Raw genomic sequence first — 23,301 nt, forward strand, 5'->3', positions numbered from 1 at the left:
GGCATGCGGGTCATTATCGTGGACGACGAACACCTGGCGCGGGCGCTGCTGCGCGAATTCCTGGGCGCCTGGCCCGACATCGAGATCGTGGCCGAATGCGCCAACGGCTTCGAGGCGGTCAAGGCGATCGGCGAGCTGCAGCCGGACCTGGTCTTCCTCGACATCCAGATGCCGAAGCTCGACGGCTTCGAGGTGGTGGAGCTGGCGCAGGCTGGTATTGCTGCAGGCAGCGTCGCGCGCACCCGCTACGTCTTCGTCACCGCCTACGACCAGTTCGCGCTGAAGGCCTTCGAAGTGCGCGCCGTCGACTACCTGCTGAAGCCCTTCAGCCGCGAACGCCTGGCCCAGGCCCTGGACAGCGTGCGTAGCCGCGCCGTGCAGCCGGAACAGGTGGACGCGCTGGTGCAGGAGGCAGCGAAGCGCAACGGTTTCATCGAACGCGTGCTGGTGCGCGACGGCGCGCGCGTGCACGTGGTGCCGGCGTCGACCATCGACTGGATCGAGGCCCAGGACGATTACGTGGCGATCAGCGCCGCCGGCAAGACGCATCTGAAGAACGGCCGCATGGCGGAACTCGAAGGCGGGCTGGACCCGGCGCTGTTCCTGCGCGTGCACCGCTCGTATATCGTGAACATCGGCGCCATCGCGCGCATCGAGGCGCCGACCCGCGACAGCTGGTGCGCGGTGCTGAAGGACGGCAAACGGGTGCCGATCAGCCGCAGCGGTTACGCGAAGCTTAAGGAGCTGATGCGCTGAGTGTGTCCACTTGCCACCAGCGTGGCAGCAGTTCGCGGACCGCGGGCTGGCCGAAGCGGTCGTCGATCAGGTAGACGGTGCCGCGGTCCTGCTCGGTGCGGATCACGCGCCCGGCCGCCTGCACCACCTTCTGCAGGCCCGGATACAGATAGGTGTAGTCGTAGCCGGCGCCGAACATGGCCTGCATGCGCGCGCGCAGCTGCTCGTTGACGGGATTGAGCTGCGGCAGGCCGAGCGTCGCCACGAATGCCCCGATCAGGCGTGCGCCCGGCAAATCGACGCCTTCGCCGAACGAGCCGCCCAGCACCGCGAAGCCGATGCCGCGGCCTTCGGGCTGGAAGCGGTCCAGAAAAGCTGCCCGTTCCGCTTCGCTCATGCGCCGCTCCTGGCGCCACACCGGCACGGCGGGATGCAGCCGGGTGAAGAGATCGGCGGCCTGCTCCAAATAGTCGAAACTGCTGAAGAAGGCGAGGTAGTTGCCGGGCGCCTGCGCGTACTGGTCCGCCATGAGTTGCGCGATCGGCGCCAGCGATGCCGCGCGGTGCTGGTAGCGTGTCGAGATGCGGCTGGCGATGTGCACCGCCAGCTGGCCGGCGGAGAAGGGCGACTCGACGTCGACCCAACCGGTGCTCTCCGGCAGGCCGAGCAGGTCGGCGAAATAATGCCAGGGGCTGAGCGTGGCCGAGAACAGCGTCACCGAATGCGCGCCCTCGAAGCGCGGCTTGAGGAAAGGCGCCGGCACGACATTGCGGATGCAGACCGTTGTGTCCTTGCCGTCACGCGTGATGTCGCACAGCGAATGCTCGCCGAAGGATTCGGCCAGGCGCCCAAAGCCCAGGGCGTCGAAATGAAAGCGCTGCAGGTCCGGGTCGAGCGGTACCGCCTGCTCGGCCAGGTAATCGTTGATGGTGCTGGTGGCGTTCTGCAGGGCCGACAGCAGCTTTTCCGGCGGCGCGGCCAATAGCTGGTAGGGCGCGGGTGCATGCGCATCCATCTCGCCCCAGGCACGCGCGACCTTGGTCAAGGCCTTCTTGACGGTCTCGGAAGGCGCGGCGGCGCGCGCCATGCGAAGAAGCGCGCGATCGAGTTCGCCCGAATACATCGAGCGCGCACGCGACACCATGTTGTGCGCTTCGTCGACCAGCACGCTGGCGCGCCAGCCCTGTTCCTGGGCCAGCGCGTAGAGCATGGCGCCGCCGTCGAAATAATAGTTGTAGTCGCCGACGATCACGTCGCTCCAGCGCGTCATCTCGCCCCCCAGGTAATAGGGGCAGACATCGTAGGCCAGGCCGACCTCGCGCAGGGCGGCGCGGTCGAGCACCGGCACCTCCAGCGCTGCGGCGCGCGCGGCCGGCAGGCGGTCGTAGAAACCCTTGGCCAGCGGGCAGGAAGCGCCCTGGCAGGCCTTGTCGGGATGCTCGCAGGCCTTGTCGCGTGCCGTCAGTTCCAGCACGCGCAAGGGCAGGCGCGGATCGGCGGCGCGGATGGTGGCGGCGGCGTCGAGGGCAAGCTGGCGGCCCGGCGTTTTCGCGGCCAGGAAGTAGACCTTGTCGATGCGCTGGCCCGGGGCCGCTTTGAGTACCGGGAACAGGCTGCCGACGGTCTTGCCGATGCCGGTCGGCGCCTGGGCCAGCAGGCAGCGCCCGGTGCTGTTGGCCTTGAACACGGTTTCGGCGAGCTGGCGCTGGCCGGGGCGAAAACTAGCGTGCGGAAAGCGCAGCGCAACCAGGGCCGCATCGCGCGCCTCGCGGTGGCGCAGTTCCTGTTCGGCCCAGGCGATGAAGCGGCGGCATTGGTCGTCGAACATCGCCTGCAGTTCGGCGGCGCTGCGGGTTTCGCGCAGCACCGTCTCATGGCCGCTGCCGATCTCGTAGTAGACCAGGGCCAGGTTGACGCTGTCGAGCCCGAACTGGGCGCACAGCAGGTGGCCATACACGCGCACCTGGGCCCAGTGCAGGTGGCGGTGATTCTCCGGCATCGAGGAAAGCTTGCCGCGGTAGGTCTTGATTTCTTCCAGCAGGTTCTCGCGGGCGTCGTAACCGTCGGCGCGGCCGCGCACGTGCAGCAGCGCATAGTCGCCCGAAAGGGACACTTCTGTCCGGTAACCGTCGCCGCGGCGCGCCGTCACCACGGCATGGCCGGCGATGCCTTCCTGGGCCGTGGGCGAGGGCGTGAAGCGCAGGTCGAGGTCGCCCTGCTTGGCCGTGAACTCGCACAGGGCGCGCACAGCCACGGTGTACTTCGCCGGCTCGCTCAAGCAGCCTGCTCCCACTGCAGGTAACACACCGAGACCGGCATGCCGTGGGTGGCGCAGTACTCGATCCAGCGCAGCTGGTTGTCCTGCAGGCGGTCGCCCGGCCCTTTTACTTCGATCATGTTGTAGCGCTTTTCATGCGGCCAGAACTGGATCAGGTCGGGGAAGCCGGTGCGGTTTTCCTTGACGTCGGCCAGGATGCGCTCGCACCACTTCTTCAGGTGGGCGGCAGGGATGCAGTCCAGGGCCAGTTCGAGCAGGCCGGCGTCCAGGTATTCCCAGGACACGAAGGGCGAGGAGATGCCGGCTTTTTCCGCGAAGTGCCCGAGGATGGTGGCGCGGTAGCGGCCATCGTCGCACTGGGCCAGGCAGTCGGCGAACTCATTCGCGCGGCGCTGGTGGAAGTCGGGGCTGTACAAATCGGCCGGGCCGCGGTGGAAGGGGTGGAAGAAGGCGCCCGGAATCGCGGCGAAGATCGCGCGCCAGCACAACAGCCCGAACAGGGCGTTGGCCAGCATGTTCTCGACGTAGAACACGGGTGCGTGTTCGCCGGCCAGGTGTTCGCGCACCACGCCCTCGACCCACCAGTCGCCCGAGGGCATGGGCAGGCAAAGGTCGAGGCGCACCGGGTCGGGCCGGCGCGCGATGGTCTTCGGGTGGCCGAGGCGGCGCGCCAGGCGCGGGCCGATGCGCAGCAGGTGCTGGCGCTCGGCGTCGTTCTCCGGCGCTTCGCGCGCCGCCAGCAGCAGTTCCCAGGCCTCGTCGTAGCGCTCGGCCTTTTCCAGCACGCGGATGGCGCGGCCGCGCGCGCCGGGGAAGCGGCAGCGCGTGTAGACGGCGTGGGCGTTCGGCCAGTCCTTCCCCTTCTCATAGTGCTGGCCCATCTGGAACAGCAGCTTTTCGCGCCGGCTTTCCAGCCAGTCGTTGTGGAAGGCGTGCTGCGGCACGTCGCGCACGATGTCCTCGAGCGGCTCCAGGCCCTCGGCGAAGCGCGCGCGGCAAGCGTGCAGGACGAGGTAGTGCTCGATGTCGCTGCGCTCGCGGAAACCGCGCGAGGCCGGCGAGAACTCGACCTGCTCGTAGCGGAACAGGCCCAGGTCGGACAGCACGAACTCGGTCCAGTCCTGGCGCAAATTGCCGAAGAAGATCAGGCGCAGGCGGTCGCACAGGGGCTTGACGTGGATGCGCAAGGCGAGGTCGCCGCTGTCCTGGAACCAGCTGGAGAAGGAGCGGACGGGAAGCGCGGCCTCGACGTCGCCGGATTGGTTGGCAACTTCGCCCGCCGCTTCGCCCGCGACTTCCCCCGCAGTCTGCTGCGCAGTCGCGCCCATGCTGGCGCGCAGGGCTGCGAGCTGCTCGGCCTTGCGTGCGTTCTTGTGCTGGAGGCGGTCGCCAAAGGCGAGGACGAGTTCGGGCTTCGAGAGCAGGTCGAACAGTTCGTCGAGGGTGAGGTCGGGGTCGCCAGAGACCCAGCCGGTCGGGAACAGGTGTTGCGCCGCTTCCACCGGGCAGCCGATTTCCGCATAACGCAGTTTGCTGGCGCGAAACAGCTCGCCCTTGCGCATGACCATGCGCACGAACAGGGCGCGCGCCGGCTGCGGCAGCGCCGGGAAGGCTGCAATGAAGGCCTGTTCTTCGTCGGTCAGCAAATCCGGGTAGCGCTGCGCGATCCAGTCCAGGACGGCCTGGAAGTTATCCAGGTAATAAAACTCGTTTTCCAGAACCCTGTTCATCTCGAGACGCCACTGTGCTTATGTACAGTATAGCCTCGGGCGCCGCCTTCATCCCAGCATTTTCAGGCGCCGGGATGCCTGGCCGTGGTTTTTTGCCACATCAGGGGCGGGGCGGAGGCGAGGGCTGCGGCGGGCATTTCGGCCCGGTGCAGGGCGCCGGCTGTTCGCGCTCGCCGCGATGGCGTTCGGAATGCGCGATGATGGCCGAGATCAGGGCGACGTCGGTATCGACCGCGGATTCGCCGGCGGCGGGCGACGCCGCCTTGTTCCGGGCACGCGCCGCCGCGCCGGACTTGGCGGCGGCCGGGCGCGCCGCCTTTGCCGTGCGCGGGGGCGCTTTCTCGGCTTTCTCGGCCTTCTCGGCCTTGTTGCTCCTGTCGGCCTTGGTCAGTGCAGCCGACCTGTCCGCTTTCGCGGGCCTGGCTTCGGGCGGCGGCGCCGGCCTGGCCGGGGTGGGCGCCATAGCAGCCTGGACCGGCGCGGTCTCCTTCGGCGGCGTGACCGGTTTGGCTTTTGCCGCCCCTTCCGGCGGCAGCATCACCAGCGGCGGCGGCGGGGCGGCCGGCATGCTCTGCGGCTGGTCGACGATCACGGCCGGCGCCGGGGCTGGGGCTGGGGCTGCCGGAGCCGGGGCCGGTGCATCCGCCAGGACCGGCGTCACGGTGTCCGCCTCGGCTACGCGCTCGGCCTGCACCTGGACCTGCATCGCAGTCGCCGTTTCGTGGTTGTCGTAGGCCAGCCACGCCACCGCACCGACCAGGATGCCGGAAAAGGCCGCCGCCGCGCAGTACCAGGCCAGGCGCGGGCTGGTCATGCGCGTGCCGCTGCGCCGTGCGGCATCGCGTTCCAGCATCGCCAGGATGTTTTCTTCACCGGCCCCGCGGCGCGACGACATCAAATTCGGTCGCGTCGAGGGCCCTTGATTTTCGTCTGTAGGGCGCACGGCATTACTCCTAAGATATTCGTTTCCAATCCGATTAGAAACAATCTGGGAAAAACCATGCTGATTTTTCTCGCACTTCTGTACTTTTGCGTCGCCTGCAGCCTGATCTGGCTGGCCTGTTTTCCAACCGGAAGGGCGATGCTGGGCCAATTCGTCTTCAGCCTGCGCAGCCGCATGAAGCGGCGCGATACCGAATGGCGCGGGGCGCCCGCACGCGAGCGCGGGGCGTTTAGGCGCGGCCTGGCCGGCGGGCTGGCGGCGGCCGTGAAGCTGGCGCGCCGCAACTGGATCGTGTTCGCCATCGGGGTGCCGGTGATTGCGATCCCCTCGCTGCTGGCCCTGGTGCTGCGCTCGCCCGCCATGCTGCCCGACTACGTGCCGACCGCCGCGCTGCCCGACGCCCAGATCGCCGCATTGCTGGAGGGCGAGCAGCTGGTGCCGCCGGTGGCGCCACCGCCGCTGGCCTTCACGACCCAGGAAGTGGTGCTGGTGCGGCCGATGCTGGTGAGCGCCAGCCGCAACTGGGGCCTGCTGCACCCGGACTTCAATGCGCGCCTGCTGCTCGCCTTCAAGATCATGAAGGAGCAGCACGGCTATGAAATGGCCTTGCTGGAAGGCTACCGCAGCCCGGCGCGCCAGGACCTGCTGGCGCAGATGGGCGGCACCGTCACCAATGCGCGCGCCTTCCAGAGCTGGCACCAGTACGGCCTGGCCGCCGACTGCGCATTCTGGCGCGACGGCAAGCTGGTCATTTCCGAGAAAGACCCCTGGGCCATGCGCGGCTACCGGCTGTACGGCGAGGTGGCCGAGCAGCTCGGCCTGACCTGGGGCGGACGCTGGAAAATGATGGACCTTGGGCATACGGAATTGCGCCTCCCGGGGGTGATGCGCCGCTAGCACACCTTCCCCCGGAGCTTGATATTGGTCAAATTTTGCCGGTAGGAATGGTGCGAGCATTGCCTGTCCGACTCTTTCCATAACCCACACAAGCTCCCGCCATGGCCCGTCTCTGGAAGTTCCTCACCGACAGCCGCGTGCTCGTCGTGATCGGCATTACCGCACTGCTTGGCTTCCTGCTGCTGGGGGCCGATACCTTCGAAATCGGCCTGATCTGGGCACTCATCGCGGCGCTCAGCCTGCTGGCGCTGTGGGGCATGTTCTGGGGCGCGCGCAAGCTGTGGCGCATCCGCGCCGCGAAACGCCTGACCGCCAGCCTGGCGGCCGGCGAAGCGGGCGCAGGCGCAGGTACCGACAGCGGCGGCAACGAAGTCGCGGTGCTGCGCAAGAACATGCTGGAGGCGATCAATACCATCAAGACCTCGAAGCTGGGCCTGACGCGCGGCGCCGAAGCCTTGTACGAGCTGCCCTGGTACATGATCATCGGGAACCCGGCGGCCGGCAAGAGCAGCGCCATCGCCCATTCCGGCCTGACGTTCCCGATCCCGGGCAGCAAGGCGGTGCAGGGCGTGGGCGGCACCCGCAACTGCGACTGGTTCTTCACCACCGACGGCATCCTGCTCGACACGGCAGGGCGCTATTCGGTGCAGGACGGCGACCGCGACGAGTGGTTCAGCTTCCTCGACCTGTTGAAAAAACACCGCCGCCGCGCGCCGATCAACGGCATCCTGATTGCGGTCAGCGTGGCCGAGCTCACGGGCGGGTCGGCCAGCGCCTCGATGGAACTGGCCAAGAGCCTGCGCACCCGGGTCCAGGAATTGACCGAACGCCTGGGCGTGTATGCGCCGGTGTATGTGATCTTCACCAAGGCCGATTTGATCGCGGGCTTTGCCGACTTCTTCCACGACAGCGAACGCAGCGAGCGCGACCGCGTGTGGGGCGCCACGCTGCGCTACAACCGCCGCAGCACGCCGCAGGACGTGCTGGCCTTCTTCGACCAGCACTTCGACGAACTGCACGACGGCTTGAAGGAACTCAGCCTGGCGAACATGGCCGGCAACCGCAGCACGCAGATGCGGCCCGGTGTGTTCACCTTCCCGCTCGAATTCGCGTCGGTCCGCAGCCCGCTGCGCGCCTTCCTGTCGACCCTGTTCGAAGAAAATACCTACCAGTTCAAGCCGGTGTTCCGTGGGTTTTACTTTACAAGCGCGCTGCAGGAAGGCGCGGTGCAGGACCTGGCCTCGAAGCGCGTCGCCAACCGCTTCGACCTGGAATTGCGCGAGGGCCGCGCCGTGGAAGGCGAGAACCCGGCGAAAGAAGGCGAGGGCAACGGCTACTTCCTGCTCGAGCTGTTCAGGAAGGTGATCTTCGCCGACCGCGAACTGGTCAAGCGCTACACGAATCCGGCCAGCGCGCGCCTGAAGTACGCGGCCTTCTTTGCCGCCACCATCGCCCTCGGCGCCGCACTGGGCGGCTGGAGCTGGTCCTACATGGGCAACAGCCAGCTGGTGGCGAATGTCCAGGCCGACCTAGACAAGGTGATGCGCATGCAGGACAAGCGCATCGATCTGCAGTCGCGCCTGGAAGCGCTCGACATCCTGCAGGACCGCATCGAGCAGCTCGACAAGTACAAGCAGGACCAGCCCTGGGCGCTGTCGTTCGGTTTGTACCAGGGCGAGAAGGTCGAGCGCAAGCTGCGCGACGAATACTTCGCCGGGGCGCGTGCGGTGATGGTGGAGCCAGTCGCCGCCGCGCTGGAGACCATGCTGGCCGAGGTGAACGCGAATGCGGCGGCGCTCGATTCAAATGCACAGGCGCCGAATACACAGGTGCAGGACGTGCAGGCCGCGCCCGCCGTCAAAACCGGCCAGCCTTACCAGGACGTCTCGCCGACCAACGTGGCCGACGCCTATAACGCGCTGAAGACTTACCTGATGCTGGGCGATAAAAGCCATGCCGAGCCGGGCCACCTGAATGACCAGTTGACCCGCTACTGGCGCACCTGGCTGGAAGCGAACCGCGGCGCCATGCCGCGCGAGCAGATGATCCGCAGCGCCGAGCGCCTGCTGAGCTTTCACCTGGCCCAGATCAACGACCAGGCCTGGCCGCAGGTAACGCTCAAGCTCGGCCTGCTCGACGGCGTGCGCGAGAACCTGCGCCGCGTGGTGCGCGGCACGCCGGCGCGCGAACGCGTGTATGCCGACATCAAGACCCGCGCCGCCACGCGCTTCCCGGCAGTGACGGTGGCGCGCATCGTCGGCGAGCATGGCGATGGCCAGGACCGCGGCCTGCTCGCCGGCAGCCATGCGGTCAGCGGCGCATTCACCCGCGACGCCTGGGACAAGTACGTGCAGGGCGCGATCCGCGAAGCGTCGAACCGCGAGCTGTCGAGCACCGACTGGGTCCTGAAGACCGTGGCCAAGGACGACCTGACGCTCGAGGGCAGCCCCGAGCAGATCCAGAAGACCCTGGTCGACATGTACAAGGCCGAGTATGCAAAGGAGTGGGGCCGCTTCGTGCAGGGCGTGACGGTGGCCGACCTGAAGGGTTTCGAGGCCAGCGTGCAGGCCATGAACCGGCTCGGCGACCCGCAGAATTCGCCGCTGGCACGCCTGCTGAAGACGATCTACGACGAGACCTCCTGGGACAATCCCGGCGCCGTGCGCGCGAACCTGAGCAAGACCGAGCGCGGCGTGATCGGCTGGTTCAAGGAAGTGGTGCTGCGCCGCGCGCCGTCGGATGCGCGCACTCTGGCCGATGCCGTCGGGCCGCTGGCCCCTGGCGCTGCCGGCACCCCGGGCGCCATGGGTGTCATCGCCCGCGAGTTCGCCGGCGTGGCGCGCCTGGTCGGGCCGCGCGAGCAGCAAGCCTCGCTGATGAGCGGCTACCTGGATGCATTGTCGCGCCTGCGCACCCGCTTGAACCAGCTGAAGAACCAGGGCGACCCCGGTCCCGGCGCCAAGCAGTTCATGCAGCAGACCCTGGAGGGCAGCGGCTCGGAACTGGCCGACGCCCTGAAGTACGTCGACGAGCAGATGCTGACCGGGATGAGCGAGCCGCAAAAGGCTGCCCTGCGTCCGCTGCTGGTGCGCCCGCTGATCCAGACCTTCGCCATGATCGTCCAGCCGTCCGAGTCCGAGATCAACAAGACCTGGCAGGCGCAGGTGGTCGAGCCCTTCCAGAAGACCCTGGCCGACAAGTACCCGTTCGCGCCGGGCAGCAAGATCGAAGCCACCGGCACCGAGATCGGCCAGGTGTTCGGCCCGGAGGGCGCGGTGGCGAAGTTCGTGAACGCCTCGATGGGGCCGCTGGTGGTGCGGCGCGGCGACGTGCTCTCGCCGCGCACCTGGGCCGACATCGGCATCACGCTGGCGCCGGCGGCGGTGCAGTCCTTCCCCGGCTGGGTGGCGCCGTTATCGAGCAACGGCGTGGCCTCGCCCACGTCGTCCGGACCGCAGACGGTGTTCCAGCTGCAGGCCACGCCGGCGCCCGGCACCACCGAATACACGATCGAGATCGACGGCCAGCAGCTGCGCTACCGGAACACGCCGCCGGTGTGGTTCAACATGGTCCATCCGGGGCCAGGCACCTCGGGGGCGCGCATCACGGCCGTCACCTTCGACGGGCGCACGGTGGAGCTGTTCAACGAGCCCGGCCAGTTCGGCCTGAAGCGCATGATCGAGGCGGCGGCCAAGAAGCGCAAGGATGGCGGCGTGCACGAGCTGCGCTGGAGCGGGCCTGGGGGCGCGGTGTCGGTGGCGGTCGACCTGAAGATTACCAGCAGCGCCGAAGCGAATGCCGGCGGCTCGGCCGCCGGCGGCCAGGGCTTCAAGGGCATGCGCCTGCCGCCGGCCATCGTCGGCCGTGCGCTCGAGCACCGGACCGAAACCCCGGTCATGGCCGCCGCCGGAGGTGTGCAATGATGCGTGCGGCATCGAGCCGGATCGGCTACTTCGGCAAGATCCCGGCGCGCAGCGACTTCGTCAAGCTGGCCCACGACGCCGCGGCCATCAGCATGCTCGACGACTGGCTGGCCGCCGTCATGCAGCGCCTGCCCTCCAACGCGCGCTGGAAGATCGACTACGACGCCATGGCGCCGGTCAGCTTTGCCTTTGTCGGTCCGGCGCGCCGCCACGCCGTGGCCGGGCACCTGGTGGCCAGCCACGATGCGCCGGGACGGCGTTTCCCTTTTCTCACCATGCGCACGCTGGACGTGGCCGATCCGCCGGCCTTCCTGTCGCGCTGCGTGCTGGCCTTTGCGCCGCTCTGGACCTTCCTCGAAGCTGCGGCGCCGCAGGTACTGGCGGCCTGCGATCCGGCGCCGCACCTGCAGGGCATCAGCGAAGCGGCGATCGCGCTGGGCGAAACCGACGCCGCCTTGTCCGGCTTCCTCGCCGGCGCCACCGTCGGCTCGCTGTCGGACCTGCTGGGCGGCCTGGACGCCAGCCGCACCATCCTCGCGCTCGGCCTGCTGCTGCAGCCGGTCATGCACAGCAAACCGGCCCAGGTGGACAAGAGCCTGGTGCTGCCGCTGCCTGCAGACGCGGCCCTGCGCCCCCAGGTCGCCGCCTTCTGGCTGGAGCTGGTCGCGCCTTTCGTGCGCCGCACCGGCTTCGACCTGGCGCTGTTCCTCACCTGCCTGGACGGCCGGCCGGTGCTGGTGATCGGCTTTTGCGGGGCCGCCGCCCAGACCCTGCGCGCAATCGTCGACCCGCTGGCCGGCGCCGAGCAGCAGGTGCGTTTTGCCGACCTGGGCTGGATCGACGAACAGCTCGGCCTGGACGTCGACGTGCGCGCCCTGGCCAGCTACCTCGACCAGCCGCAGCTGCCGCTGAAAATGGCGCGCGAGCTGTTCCTGAAGACTTTCATTGGAGGCGCAGCGTGAAACTATCCTTGATCAGCATGGCGGCGCTGCTCGCCGCCGGGGCCGCAGCGGCCCAGGCGCCTGCCGGCGCGTCCGCTTCTGCAACGGCGCCGGTGCAGGGCGCAGCAGCGAACGCACCGATCGTCGTTGCCGGCACCGTTGCCGACGAAGCCAGCAAGGCGGCGCTGCTGGCGCGCCTGCGCGCGGTGTACGGCGCCGAACGCGTGATCGACCAGCTCGCGGTCGGCACCGTGGCCACGCCGGCCAACTGGAACGACTACGTGCAGCGCCTGATCGGCCCGAACCTGAAGATGATCAGCCGCGGCCAGCTGAAAATCGACGGCAACAACGTCAGCCTGCGCGGCGACGTCGCCAACGAGGCCCAGCGCCAGCAGATCGCCGGCGACATCGCCGGCACCCTGAACCCGACCTACACGGTGAACAACGGCCTGCGCGTGGCGGCGACCCAGCAGGGCGAGCTCGATGCCGTGCTGGCCAACCGCATCATCGAATTCGAGTCGGGCAAGGCGGCGCTCGCGCCCTCGGGCATGGAGATCCTCGACCAGATGAGCCAGGCGCTGAAAAAACTGGGCGGCGTCAAGGTCGAGGTGATCGGCCACACCGACAACGCCGGCTCGCGCGCCGGCAATCTGTCGCTGAGCCAGGCGCGCGCGGAAGCGGTGAAGACCTACGTGGCGTCGCGCGGTGTGAATCCCGAGCTGATCGCGGTGTCGGGCGAGGGACCGGACCGGCCGGTGGCGGATAATCGTACAATCGAGGGCCGCGCGCGCAATCGCCGCATCGAGTTCAAGGTTGTCCAGTGACCGCAGACCCCGCCAAACGCCACCTCCTTCCGCTCCTGATCCCCTTCCTCCTTGCCGCGCCGGTGCAGGCCAGCACTTGCTACGGCCGCCCCGGCGCCGGCAGCATCGCCGGCGCCGTCGCGCTGCCGGCGGACGGCGCCAACTTCGAAGCCTACAGCCGCCTTGGCGTGCAGATGGGACGCACCCATGTCCATGCCCACGTGCGCGAGGTCGTGCTCGATGCCTACGCGGCGCTGGCGCGTAGCGCGCCGGGCACGCAGTTCGTGTACGGCGAAACCGGTTTGAAGGAGGGCGGCAGGATGCGGCCGCATCGCACCCACCAGAACGGCCTGTCAATCGACTTCATGGTGCCGGTACTGGATGCGCGAGGGCGCTCGGTGCCGCTGCCGTCCTCGCCGCTGAACAAGTTCGGCTACGGTCTGGAGTTCGATACAGGCGGCAAGGCAGGCGAGCTGCGTATCGACTACCCGGCGCTGGCCGAGCACCTGTACGCACTGAAGGAAGCGGCAAAGAGGCACGAGGTCGGCATCGCACTCGTGATCTTCGACCCGGCCTTGATGCCGGCGCTCCTGAAGACGGCGCGCGGGAAGGAGTTGGAGGGCTTGCCCTTCATGAAGGGCAAGCCCTGGATACGGCACGACGAACATTATCACGTGGACTTCGACGTGCCCTGCCAACCGGTGAAGATCAAGGCAAGGTGATGGTCACGTTCGCCGCGCGCGGCGGCAGTTTCACCAGGTCGTTGTAGCTGGCCAGCGTGGTCTCGGTGTCGTGCGAGAGCTTGGCCCGAAAGCCCACGTAGGCCGCCAGCCCGGCCAGCGCGAACACGGCCGACAGCACCCACAACGACAGATCGCTGCGCAGGGTGTTGACGACCTGGTCCGGCCGCTCGGCATGCGGCGCAAAGCCGCGGCTTTTCCCGCGCATGCGCGCGATCTCGTCGCCGAGGCGCGCCACCAGGTAATTCAGCTTGTCCTGGCCATCGAGCGCGTAGCGGCCCTGGAAGCCGAGCAGCAGGCACATATGAAAGACTTCCAGTGCCTGCAGGTGCACGCTGCCTTTCGCGCGCAAATCCTCCAGCCGATGGAAGAAGTGTTCGCCGGCCAGCTGGTCGCCGAACACGCGCAGCTGCAGCGGCCGCGTTTCCCAGGCTTCGCGCACCTCGAAGTTCGAGCGCAGGATGATCTCGTCCACCGCCGAACAAAAGGCGTATTTGGCGGCGGTGACGTCTTCGGCCGCCACGCCGAGCGCCTTGGCGTTGCGGTCGACGTCGCCGAGGAAGGCCGTCATGTGGTCGGCAAAGGCGGTCTTGTCGTGCGGGCCGCAGCCGTTCTTCAGCAGGAACAAGGCATAGAAGCCTTCGTACATCAGGTCCACCAGGTTCTGAGGCGTGCTGCCTGCCGCCCCGCGGTTGCCGGCTTGTGGCGCGGCGCGCCGTTCGACGTGGCCGCTCATGCCGCCACCGCGATCAGGTCGAGCTGCAGGTCGCGGATCCCGTTCGGCACATAGATCGAGATGGCCTGCGCCTTGAGCATGTTGTCGTACAGCGTGCCGCGGTTTTCCAGCGCAAAGTAATAGGTATCGGGCCGCACCGGCAAGGCCGCCGGCACCTGCGGCGCGTGCACCAGGCGTACGCCGGGCATGGCCGAGAGCACGAACTTGTCGACGTCTTGGGGTGCGCCGAGCTTGAAGCGCAGCGGCACGATGTCGACCAGCTGCAGGGCCGGCATGTCGGCCGATACCGCCAGGTACAGCGTGGTCTGGCCGTTGATCTTGCCCGAGTCGAGGGCGCCCAGGTGGTAGGACGGGCGGTCGTTCGACAGCGGGATCGAGAAGTATTTCGAGGACACCACGGTGTCGAGCAAATCGCGCAGGATGTCGACCAGGCGCGCGAATGCCGGTCCCGGATCGAGGTGGGAATAGGCGGGCAGGTCTTCCAGCTTGTAGCTGCGCGAATAGGCCATCAGGCCGCCGGCGAGCGACAGCAGGTCGCCGAACAGGCGTTCCGGATGCAGCTCGGGGTGGTGCAGGTAATGCGACAGGGCGGCGTAGCCGGTGCTGGCCGTGTGCAGCAGCCAGAACGAGGACATGTCGCCGCCGCGGATTTCGACCACGTTGCGGCTTGGCTCGCGCATGTGGCCATATAAGGCGTTGACCTTGGCCAGCAGCTTTTCCATCAGGCGCGCCACCGCGTTGTGCAGGCCGGGCGCGCCCTCGATCGACACGCTCGGCGGCGTGAACGAGGGGTCGACTTCGAAGCCGCCGGTCGCCACGCGGCGCAGGCGCAGCAGCGGGAAGCTGTCGAAGGCTTCCAGCGCATCCAGGTCGGGCACCAGGCGCACGGTCTTGCGCAGGTAGACCACCGGCGCGTCAGCCGCGTGCGTGAACAGGTCCTGGGTGTCGCGCTCGTGCTGGGCGAAGCGGGCTTCGGCGGCGTCTTCGTCGGGCTCGGCGCAGTTGTCGCCGTGGGGTTTCAGCGCGGGCAGGGCGGCGTGGAAGGTGATGGTCTGGGTATTCGGAGGCAGCTCGCCGAGGCGCACCTGCAGCGGTAGCGGATCAGATTCCGGTGCGCGGTACAACTCGCCGTCGGGGAAGACCAGCGACAGCGCGTCGATGCGCAGCGTGTCGGACTTCAGGGCCTCGTGGTCGACGGCGATGCGCCGCACGCCCCAGCAATACGGATGCAGGGCGCGCGCGGTCTGGTTCAGGCGCGCCTCGTGGTAGCGGTCTTGCTGCTGGAAATGTTGGGGGCGCAGGAACAGGCCTTCGCCCCACAGCAATTTCGATGGCATGGTCACGATGTACCTCGCAGAAATTGATCCAAGAAAATATCGAGCTTGATGGAATGCCGCGCCCGCTTATTGACACCGCGCAGGGCCGAGGGGCTTGACATCCGCAAGCGTCGGGCTGGCACCGGCCCCGGCGGACAGGGCGCAGGCATGCAAGCCCACCGTCAGCCCGGCTTTCTCGGCCTCGGCCGCGGAGAAAGCCAGGCGCCAACGCCCTGGCGCGGGCGAGTGGAACAGCGCGACCACGCCCACGTAGCCGGCTTCGCGCGTCACCTTTTCCAGGGTTTCGTAGTGCCGGCCCGGCACCAGGGTCACGTCCTTGACCTCGACCAGGTCGGCACCGAAGGCTTCCTTCTCGGCGCCGGGCGTGAGGAAGGCGGAATAGGGCGCCGCTTCGAAGGCGGCGTTCTGGCGCAGCTTGTACACGCGCGCCACCAGGGCCAGCGGGCGCCCCTTGGCGTCGACGTTCAGCTTGGGCGCGGCATGCAGGCGGACCATCACATTGCGCGGCGGCTTTTGCGATTCAGGAATCTCGGGCGCCTTGCCGGCGATGGCGGCAAGGCCGCCGCAGCCGGCCAGCGGTGCTGCAAGGCTGAGAAAGATCAGGCAGCGAAGCGAAGGAATCGAGTGCATGGCGTTCTTGCCTTTCGTAAATAAAACCACCGCTCATTTAACAGCAGCGCCGTGCAGGACGGCTGCGGCAGCGCAAGCGGTGGCGACTTAATGCGCGGCGCCACAGAAGCGACCGCTAGTTGACTCGGCGCAACTCTTGCGAAATCGCTTCCCGAATAATGGCGGCTGGTTCAACGTACTGGAGAACGAGATGATGTTGAAACGATTGATTCCGGCCATCGCCTGCGCCGCCCTGCTGGCGGCCTGCGCCAGCACTGGCGACGGAAGCAGTGCGGCCAGGCCGGCCACGGTGGCTGCCGCCGTGGCCGAAGCCGACGCCGCCGTGGCCGCCGGACAGCGCGACAAGGCCTTTGCCCTGTTGAAGACCGCCAGCCTGGCTTTCCCGACCGACAAGACACCGCTGGTACGCATGGCGCAGATGCGCTTCGACGCCAACGACTACGGCGAGGCCATCGTCCATGCGCAGGACGCGCTGGAGCGCGATCCCGACGACCTGCTTGCCAACAGCATCGCCGCCGTCAGCGGCCTGCGCGTGAGCAGCAAGGCGCTGGGCGAGCTGACGCGCAAGAGCAAGCTCAATGGCGACGTCAAGTCCGAGGCGGAAGGCCTGGCCAAGCTGCTGCGCGCCAGCCTGGGCGAGGAGGTGCTGGTGCCCAATAAACCGAAGTCCCCGCCAAGGCCGGCGCCGAAACCGCCGGCCTCGAATACGTCAAAGACCGCGTCTTCCTCATCGAGCGACCCGTTCGGCGCACTCAAGTAAATCCCCGTGGACCGGCCCGCGCCGGTCCGTCTTCCCCACCCTGGAGTCGACATGTCAAAAAATGAAAGCGTACAAAAACGCCTGCAAAAGGTGCGTGCGCCGCGCGTGCAGATGACCTATGACGTCGAGATCGGCGACGCCATCGAAAACAAGGAGCTGCCCTTCGTGGTCGGCGTGATCGGCGATTTCGGCGCCGACCCCGAGGCCGAGAAGAAGCGCATCAAGGACCGCAAGTTCGTGAACGTCGACGCCGGCAACTTCGACGAGGTGCTGGGCGCGGTGGCCCCGGCGACCCAGTTCCGCGTGGAGAATCACCTGAGCGAGGAAGGCGGCCAGTTCGGCGTGCAGCTGCAGTTCCGCGAGATGGCCGACTTCCGCCCCGAAGCCGTGGTGCAGCAGGTCGCACCTTTGAAGGGCCTGCTGGAAGCGCGCACCAAGCTGGCCGATTTGCGCAACAAGCTGGCCGGGAACGACAAGCTCGACGACATCCTGAGCGAAGTGCTGGGCAATACCGAAAAACTCGACAGTCTGCGCAAGACGGAGGACAAATAAATGGCGGCCATTCTCGAACAAGCCGCCAAGCCGGCGGCCGTAGAACTGGACAACTCGCTGCTCGACCAGATCGTCGAGCAAAGCCGCGTGGCCTCGTCAAGCAGCGAACATGCGCGCGCGCGCGACCTGATCTCGGAGCTGGTGACCCAGGTGATGTCGGGCACGATGGTGGTGTCGAACAATCTGTCGGCGATGATCGATGCGCGCCTTGCGGAACTGGACCGCATGATCTCGAGCCAGCTGTCCGCCATCATGCACGCGCCGGAATTCCAGAAGCTCGAACGCAGCTGGACCGGCCTGCAATACCTGGTCAAGAACTCGTCGACGAGCGCCGGCCTGCAGATCCGCATGCTCAACGCCAGCAAGCGCGAACTGGTGAAGGACTTCCAGGCCGCCCTCGAATTCGACCAGAGCTCGCTCTTCAAGAAGATCTACGAAGAAGAATTCGGCACCTTCGGCGGCGCGCCCTACGGCGCCCTGATCGGCGACTTCGAGATGAGCCGCCAGCCCGAGGACATGTACTTCCTCGAGCAGATGTCGCACGTGGCCGCCGCCGCCCACGCACCCTTCATCGCATCGGCCGCGCCCGACATGTTCGGCGTCGAGAGCTTTGGCGACCTGGGCAAACCACGCGACCTGGCCAAGGTCTTCGACACCGTCGAATACGCCAAGTGGAAGGCGTTCCGCGAGTCCGAGGATTCGCGCTACGTCGGCCTGACCCTGCCGCGCTTCCTTGGCCGCCTGCCTTTCAATCCGGTCGACGGCCAGACCACCGAAGGCTTCAACTACGTCGAAGACGTCGACGGCACCGACCACAACAAGTACCTGTGGTGCAACGCCTCGTATGCCTTTGCGGCGAAATTGACGCGCGCTTTCGAGGACTATGGCTGGTGCGCGGCGATCCGCGGCGTCGAGGGCGGCGGCCTGGTCGAGAACCTGCCGACCCACACCTTCAAGACCGACGAGGGTGAAGTTGCGCTGAAATGCCCGACCGAGGTGGCGATCACCGACCGACGCGAAAAGGAGCTGTCGGACCTGGGCTTCATCTCGCTGGTCCACTGCAAGAACACCTCGTACGCCGCCTTCTTCGGCGCCCAGTCGGCGCAAAAGGCGAAGAAGTACAACAACGAGGCGGCCAATGCCAACGCCATGCTGTCGTCGCAGCTGCAGTACATCTTCGCCGTCTCGCGCATCGCCCACTACATGAAGTCCATGATGCGCGACAAGATCGGCAGCTTCGCCGCCGCCTCGAATGTCGAGGATTACCTGAACCGCTGGCTGACGCAGTACGTGCTCCTCGACGACAACGCCAGCCAGGAGCAAAAGGCGCAGTTCCCGCTGCGCGAAGCGAGCGTGCAGGTGTCGGAAGTGCCGGGCCGGCCGGGATGCTACCGCGCCGTGTCTTTCCTGCGCCCGCACTTCCAGCTCGACGAACTCTCTGTTTCTCTCCGACTGGTCGCGGAGTTGCCGCAGTCGACCAAAAGCTGATCCACCATTAACCTGAACCTGGAGTAAACAAAAATGGCAATTGACGTGTACCTGCAGATCGACGGCATCAAGGGCGAGTCGATGGACGACAAGCACAAGGACTGGATCGAGTGCACCTCGGTGACCTGGGGCGTGAAGCAACCACGCTCGGCCACCGCGTCCACCGGCGGCGGCCACACCGCCGAACGCTGCGAGCACGAGGAAGTCGTGATCGACAAGCTGGCCGACCTGGCCTCGCCGATCCTGCTGCAAACCTGCTCGGCCGGCAAGACGATCCCGAAAGCCAAGCTCGAATTCATGCGCGCCGATGGCCAGGGCGACCGCATCAAGTATTTCGAGATCGAACTCGAGAACGTGCTGATCGGCGCCATCAAGCCGAAGGTGGAAGAGGGCGCGATCATCCAGGAAAAGGTTGGCCTGAAGTTCTCGAAGATCAAGTGGAAGTACACCCAGCAAAAGGTGACCGGCGGCGCCGGCGGCAATACCTCGGGCGGCTGGGACCTGGCGACCAACAAGGTCGTCTGACCTGCGGGGGCAGCTCCGCTGTTTGCGGCACACGGGCCGGCGTCCTGCCGGTCCTTCTTTTCCATCAAGGTTCGACATGAGCGGTTTCATCCCCGGCGTGCTGGATCGCCTGATGGACGAGCGCGCGGAAGGAAGCGCCCAGCTGTCGGTCGAACAGATCAAGGACCTGGTAGCGCGCGACCTCGAAGCGCTGCTCAATACCCGCGTGGCGCTGCCCGCCAGCGCTTTTGCCGGCCATCCGCTGGCCGGGGCCTCGATCCTGAACTACGGCCTGCTCGACTTCGCCGCCTTCTGCCTCACGAGTGCGGAAGACCGCGCCGCGATCTGCGCCAGCATCAAGTCCGCCATCGAAACCCACGAGCCGCGACTGAAGGAGGTCAGCGCCAGCCTGGTGCCGCTGGCCGGCAGCGTCAACCGGCTCGACTTCGTCATCCACGCGCGCCTCGCTCTGCTCGATAGCGGCGACGCGGTGAATTTCAGCGCGGTGCTGCAGCCATCGTCGCTGCATTACGCGGTGCGGCGCACGACGCGTCCACGCTAGTTTCCTCTATCGATATCAAGGACCCGACATCCATGGACATCAACCTCAAGACCCTGATCGGCAAACTGAACGACGCCTCGCGCACCGCGGCCACGCGCGCCGCCAACATCTGCGTCGGGCTGGGCCAGTACGAAGTCGACGTCGAGCACGTGTTCCTGGCGCTGCTCGAACAGCCCGACTGCGACTTTGTGGTGGCGGCGCGCGCCTGCGGCATCAGCCTCACCGCGCTGGAAAACGATCTGCGGCGCGAGGTGGCGCGCTTTGCCACCGGCAGCGCGCGCACGCCGGTGTTCTCGAAACACCTGCCGATGCTGTTCGAGCACGCCTGGCTGATCGCCTCGCTCGGCAACGGCCAGCCGAACATGATCAGGAGTGGCCACCTGCTGCTGGCCCTGCTCACCGAGCCCGGCCTGGCCCAGCTGGCGCGGCGCGGCTCGCCGCTGTTCGCCGAATTCCCGCTCGACCGCCTGAAGCACGACTTCGACAAGCTCACGCGCGGCTCGAGCGAAGCGACGGCCGCATCCGGCGCACCGGCGATGGCGGGCGGCGACCCGGTCGGCGAACTCGAAGCGCAGGCGCCCGGCAAGACGCCGGCGCTGGACCAGTTCACCACCTGCCTGACCGAACGCGCGCGGGGCGGCAAGGTCGATCCGGTGATCGGGCGCGACCCCGAGATCCGCCAGGCCATCGACATCCTGATGCGCCGGCGCCAGAACAACCCCATTCTCACCGGCGAGGCCGGCGTCGGCAAGACCGCGGTGGTCGAGGGGCTGGCGCTGCGCATCGCCCAGGGCGACGTGCCGGAAGTGCTGCGCGGGGTCGAGATCCACACCCTGGACATGGGCCTGCTGCAGGCCGGCGCCAGCGTCAAGGGCGAGTTCGAGAACCGCCTGAAGAACGTGATCGACGAAGTAAAACGCAGTCCGCACGCGATCATCCTCTTCATCGACGAAGCGCATACGATGATCGGCGCCGGCGGCACGGCCGGCCAGAACGATGCGGCGAATTTGCTGAAACCGGCCCTGGCGCGCGGCGAACTGCGCACCATCGCGGCGACGACCTGGAGCGAATACAAGAAATACTTCGAGAAGGACGCGGCGCTGGCCCGGCGCTTCCAGGTGATCAAGGTCGAGGAGCCCGACGAAGCCACCGCCTGCGCCATGCTGCGCGCAATGGCGCCGCTGATGGAACAGCATTTCAAGGTGCGCGTGTTCGACGAGGCGATTTCGGAAGCCGTGCGCCTCTCGCACCGCTACATCAGCGGACGCCAGCTGCCCGACAAGGCAATCAGCGTGCTGGACACGGCGTGCGCCAAGGTCGCGCTGGGCCAGAGCGCCACGCCGGCCCTGCTGGAAACCTGCACCCGCGCCATCGAGCAGCTCGACGCCCAGGCCGCGGCGCTGGGCCGTGAACAAAGCGCGGGCCTGGACCATGGCGCGATGCTGGCCCAGCTGCGCGACGAACGCGCGCTGCAGGCCGCCGAGCAGGAACGCCTGCAGGCACGCTGGGAGCGCGAGCGCACGCTAGCCGACGAGATCGCGGCGATGCGCGGCGAACTCGAGGCCGGGCGCGGCGACGGCCCTGCCTTGAGAAGCATGATGGAGCAGCTGCACACGCTGCAGGGCGAAGCGCCGCTGGTGCCGGTACAGGTCGATGGGAATACCGTGGCGGCCATCGTCGCCAGCTGGACCGGCATCCCGCTCGGGCGCATGGTGAAGGACGAGATCAAGACCGTTCTGCAGCTGCAGCCGCTGCTGGAAGAGCGCATCCTCGGGCAGTCGCATGCGATCGGCGTGGTGGCGCAGCGGGTGCGCACCGCGCGCGCAAACCTGGACGACCCGAACAAGCCGAAGGGCGTGTTCCTGTTCGTCGGCACCTCGGGCGTGGGCAAGACGGAAACCGCGCTGGCGCTGGCCGATCTGCTGTACGGCGGCGAGCGCAAACTCGTCACCATCAACATGAGCGAATACCAGGAGGCGCACAGCGTCTCGGGGCTGAAGGGTTCGCCGCCGGGCTACGTCGGCTACGGCGAAGGCGGCGTGCTGACCGAGGCCGTGCGCCGCAATCCCTACAGCGTGGTGCTGCTCGACGAGGTGGAAAAGGCGCATCCGGACGTGCTCGAACTCTTCTTCCAGGTCTTCGACAAGGGCGTGCTGGACGATGCCGAAGGGCGCCAGATCGACTTCCGCAATACCATCATCATCCTCACCTCGAACACCGCGTCGAGTACGATGATGGGCGCCTGCCTGAACAAGAGCGCGGCCGAGATGCCCAAGCCCGAGCAGCTCGCGGAGCTGATCCGCCCGCAGTTGATGAAGCAGTTCAAGCCGGCTTTCCTGGGCCGCCTGACGACCGTGCCCTTTTATCCGATCGGTGACGAGGTGCTGGCCAACATCATCCGCCTGAAACTCGACCGCATCGGCAAGCGCGTGCGCGACAACCACCAGGCTGCGTTCGAGTACGACGACGCGCTGGTGAACGCGGTGCTGGCGCGCTGCACCGAAGTCGATTCCGGCGCGCGCAACGTCGACACCATCCTGAACGGCACCTTGCTGCCCGAGATCGCCGACACCGTGCTGGCGCGCATGGCCGAGGGCGGGGCGATCGCGCGCATCAAGGTGAGCGCCACCAAGGCGGGGCGCTTCAAGTACACGATCGAGCCGGCATAAGGAGGCGTCATGAGCACGCTCGAACAACTCCTCACACCGATCAGCGAGGCGGCGCCCTGCGGCGAGAGCCTGGCGTTCACGCCCGAGCTCGATGCGATTGCCCAGGCGCGCAAGGCCGACGACCCGTCGCTGGAGCAGGGCGCCTGGGTCACCACACTGAAGGAAGCCGACTGGAAGTTCGTCTCGAAACGCTGCGCGCTCCTCATCGAGACGCGCAGCAAGGACCTGCAACTGGCAGTATGGCTGGCCGAGGCGAACGCCAGGACCGCCGGCCTGCGCGGCCTGGGCGACGCGCTGCAGCTGATCGGCGCGCTGTGCGAACGTTACTGGGACGGCCTGTATCCGCTGCCCGATGAAGACGGCTTCGAGCAGCGCATCGGTAACCTGAGCTGGATCGCGGCGCGCGTGCCGCAGCTGGTGACGGAATGCCCGGTGACCGAAGGCGCGGGCTTTTCGATGCGCGACATCGAGGCCGCCCGCACGCACGGGGCCGACGCGATTGCCGATGTCGAAACGGCGCGCAGCCGTACCTCGAAAGCCTTTTCCGACAAGCTGCTGGGCGATGGCGAGCATTGCCTGGCGATGCTGGCGGAGATGGAAGCAGCCATCGACAGCCTGCTGGGGAGCGATGGTCCGAGCTTCAGCAATGCGAAGACGGCGTTACAGAACCTGATCCATTTCGTGACGCCGGCGGCCGGCAAGGCGGCTGCAACTGCGACGCCATCATCGGCGGTGCAGGCGGGTGCGCAAGCGTCGGTCCCGCTTCCGCCGGCGGCATCGGGCGCGGTGGCATCCGGGCCGCTGCAAAGCCGCGCCCAGGCCCTGGCCCAGCTGCGCGCAGTGGCCGAGTTCTTCCGCCACACCGAGCCCCACAGCCCGGTCGCCTACCTGGCCGACAAGGCGGCCAGCTGGGGCGAGCAGCCGCTGCACGTGTGGCTCAAGTCGGTGGTCAAGGATGCGGCGGCGCTGGCCCATGTCGACGAATTGCTGGGCGTGAGACGGGAAGGGGAAAAGGAAGAGTGAAATAATCTTTCATGGAATGCTTCCAGGTGAAAGAATATTTCAGGGCGGCC

19 protein-coding genes are annotated in these 23,301 nt (G+C 67.3%); 13 read left to right on the top strand and 6 right to left on the bottom strand.

Translation table 11 applies throughout. The features are described from left to right. The first annotated feature begins 3 nt into the window (after nucleotides 1-3). Nucleotides 4-756 carry a LytTR family DNA-binding domain-containing protein gene (locus tag LK540_RS01020; protein ID WP_229435129.1) on the top strand — a complete coding sequence of 251 codons (753 nt, stop codon included), beginning with the start codon at nucleotides 4-6 and terminating at the stop codon, nucleotides 754-756. On the opposite strand, the gene LK540_RS01025 is transcribed toward LK540_RS01020, so the two are convergent. The 3 genes from LK540_RS01025 to LK540_RS01035 all read right to left on the bottom strand — a co-directional run bounded on the left by LK540_RS01025 (nucleotide 737) and on the right by LK540_RS01035 (nucleotide 5,638). Then, on the bottom strand, nucleotides 737-3,013 hold the full coding sequence (locus tag LK540_RS01025; protein ID WP_229435130.1) for an ATP-dependent DNA helicase: 2,277 nt from the start codon (nucleotides 3,011-3,013) through the stop codon (nucleotides 737-739). The genes LK540_RS01020 and LK540_RS01025 overlap by 20 nt on opposite strands. Next, a complete protein-coding gene (locus LK540_RS01030; protein WP_229435131.1) occupies nucleotides 3,010-4,743 on the bottom strand; it encodes a VRR-NUC domain-containing protein in 1,734 nt (577 codons plus the stop codon). Before LK540_RS01030 ends, LK540_RS01025 begins: the two co-directional genes overlap by 4 nt. Before the next feature lie 100 nt (nucleotides 4,744-4,843). Continuing rightward, entirely contained in the window at nucleotides 4,844-5,638 is a 795-nt protein-coding gene (locus tag LK540_RS01035; RefSeq protein ID WP_229435132.1) for a hypothetical protein, read from the bottom strand. Nucleotides 5,639-5,743: 105 nt separating this feature from the next. Here LK540_RS01035 and LK540_RS01040 point away from each other — a divergent pair, with 105 nt between their 5' ends. The 5 genes from LK540_RS01040 (at nucleotide 5,744) to LK540_RS01060 (ending at nucleotide 12,972) form a co-directional block, all read left to right on the top strand. Further along, on the top strand, nucleotides 5,744-6,583 hold the full coding sequence (locus tag LK540_RS01040; protein WP_229435133.1) for a M15 family metallopeptidase: 840 nt from the start codon (nucleotides 5,744-5,746) through the stop codon (nucleotides 6,581-6,583). Between the two features lie 101 nt (nucleotides 6,584-6,684). After that, nucleotides 6,685-10,506, top strand: coding sequence for a type VI secretion system membrane subunit TssM (gene tssM / locus LK540_RS01045; protein ID WP_229435134.1), 3,822 nt, complete (start codon nucleotides 6,685-6,687; stop codon nucleotides 10,504-10,506). Beyond that, entirely contained in the window at nucleotides 10,503-11,468 is a 966-nt protein-coding gene (gene tagF, locus LK540_RS01050) for a type VI secretion system-associated protein TagF (RefSeq protein ID WP_229435135.1), read from the top strand. Before tssM ends, tagF begins: the two co-directional genes overlap by 4 nt. Further along, nucleotides 11,465-12,271 carry an OmpA family protein gene (locus tag LK540_RS01055; protein WP_229435136.1) on the top strand — a complete coding sequence of 269 codons (807 nt, stop codon included), beginning with the start codon at nucleotides 11,465-11,467 and terminating at the stop codon, nucleotides 12,269-12,271. The genes tagF and LK540_RS01055 overlap by 4 nt, the downstream gene beginning before the upstream one ends. Then, nucleotides 12,268-12,972: a penicillin-insensitive murein endopeptidase gene (locus LK540_RS01060; RefSeq protein WP_229435137.1), complete on the top strand. Its 705-nt coding sequence runs from the start codon at nucleotides 12,268-12,270 to the stop codon at nucleotides 12,970-12,972. Before LK540_RS01055 ends, LK540_RS01060 begins: the two co-directional genes overlap by 4 nt. On the opposite strand, the gene icmH is transcribed toward LK540_RS01060, so the two are convergent. The 3 genes from icmH to tssJ all read right to left on the bottom strand — a co-directional run bounded on the left by icmH (nucleotide 12,959) and on the right by tssJ (nucleotide 15,693). Next, the gene (gene icmH, locus LK540_RS01065; RefSeq protein WP_229435139.1) at nucleotides 12,959-13,726 is read right to left on the bottom strand and encodes a type IVB secretion system protein IcmH/DotU; all 768 of its coding nucleotides are present in this window, start codon (nucleotides 13,724-13,726) and stop codon (nucleotides 12,959-12,961) included. The genes LK540_RS01060 and icmH overlap by 14 nt on opposite strands. Next, nucleotides 13,723-15,063 (bottom strand): type VI secretion system baseplate subunit TssK, encoded by a 1,341-nt coding sequence (gene tssK, locus LK540_RS01070; RefSeq protein ID WP_229435141.1) that lies wholly within the window; start codon nucleotides 15,061-15,063, stop codon nucleotides 13,723-13,725. Before tssK ends, icmH begins: the two co-directional genes overlap by 4 nt. Before the next feature lie 66 nt (nucleotides 15,064-15,129). Further along, nucleotides 15,130-15,693 (bottom strand): type VI secretion system lipoprotein TssJ, encoded by a 564-nt coding sequence (gene tssJ, locus LK540_RS01075; protein ID WP_229435143.1) that lies wholly within the window; start codon nucleotides 15,691-15,693, stop codon nucleotides 15,130-15,132. Between the two features lie 190 nt (nucleotides 15,694-15,883). Here tssJ and LK540_RS01080 point away from each other — a divergent pair, with 190 nt between their 5' ends. The 7 genes from LK540_RS01080 to tssA all read left to right on the top strand — a co-directional run bounded on the left by LK540_RS01080 (nucleotide 15,884) and on the right by tssA (nucleotide 23,251). Further along, the gene (locus LK540_RS01080) at nucleotides 15,884-16,453 is read left to right on the top strand and encodes a hypothetical protein (RefSeq protein ID WP_229435145.1); all 570 of its coding nucleotides are present in this window, start codon (nucleotides 15,884-15,886) and stop codon (nucleotides 16,451-16,453) included. 51 nt (nucleotides 16,454-16,504) lie between these two features. Continuing rightward, the gene (gene tssB, locus LK540_RS01085) at nucleotides 16,505-17,005 is read left to right on the top strand and encodes a type VI secretion system contractile sheath small subunit (protein ID WP_229435147.1); all 501 of its coding nucleotides are present in this window, start codon (nucleotides 16,505-16,507) and stop codon (nucleotides 17,003-17,005) included. Continuing rightward, nucleotides 17,006-18,493: a type VI secretion system contractile sheath large subunit gene (gene tssC / locus LK540_RS01090; protein ID WP_229435149.1), complete on the top strand. Its 1,488-nt coding sequence runs from the start codon at nucleotides 17,006-17,008 to the stop codon at nucleotides 18,491-18,493. It begins immediately after the preceding gene. A 33-nt stretch (nucleotides 18,494-18,526) separates the two neighbouring features. Beyond that, nucleotides 18,527-19,018, top strand: coding sequence for a type VI secretion system tube protein Hcp (locus LK540_RS01095; protein WP_229435151.1), 492 nt, complete (start codon nucleotides 18,527-18,529; stop codon nucleotides 19,016-19,018). 76 nt (nucleotides 19,019-19,094) lie between these two features. Next, nucleotides 19,095-19,559 (top strand): type VI secretion system baseplate subunit TssE, encoded by a 465-nt coding sequence (gene tssE, locus LK540_RS01100; RefSeq protein WP_229435153.1) that lies wholly within the window; start codon nucleotides 19,095-19,097, stop codon nucleotides 19,557-19,559. A gap of 32 nt (nucleotides 19,560-19,591) precedes the next feature. Beyond that, nucleotides 19,592-22,228, top strand: a complete 2,637-nt coding sequence (gene tssH, locus LK540_RS01105) for a type VI secretion system ATPase TssH (RefSeq protein WP_229435155.1) — start codon at nucleotides 19,592-19,594, stop codon at nucleotides 22,226-22,228. Nucleotides 22,229-22,237: 9 nt separating this feature from the next. Further along, nucleotides 22,238-23,251 carry a type VI secretion system protein TssA gene (tssA, locus tag LK540_RS01110; protein WP_229435157.1) on the top strand — a complete coding sequence of 338 codons (1,014 nt, stop codon included), beginning with the start codon at nucleotides 22,238-22,240 and terminating at the stop codon, nucleotides 23,249-23,251. Nucleotides 23,252-23,301 lie beyond the last annotated feature (50 nt).

It is taken from the genome of Massilia sp. IC2-278 (assembly GCF_020708045.1).
GTDB lineage: Bacteria > Pseudomonadota > Gammaproteobacteria > Burkholderiales > Burkholderiaceae_D > Telluria.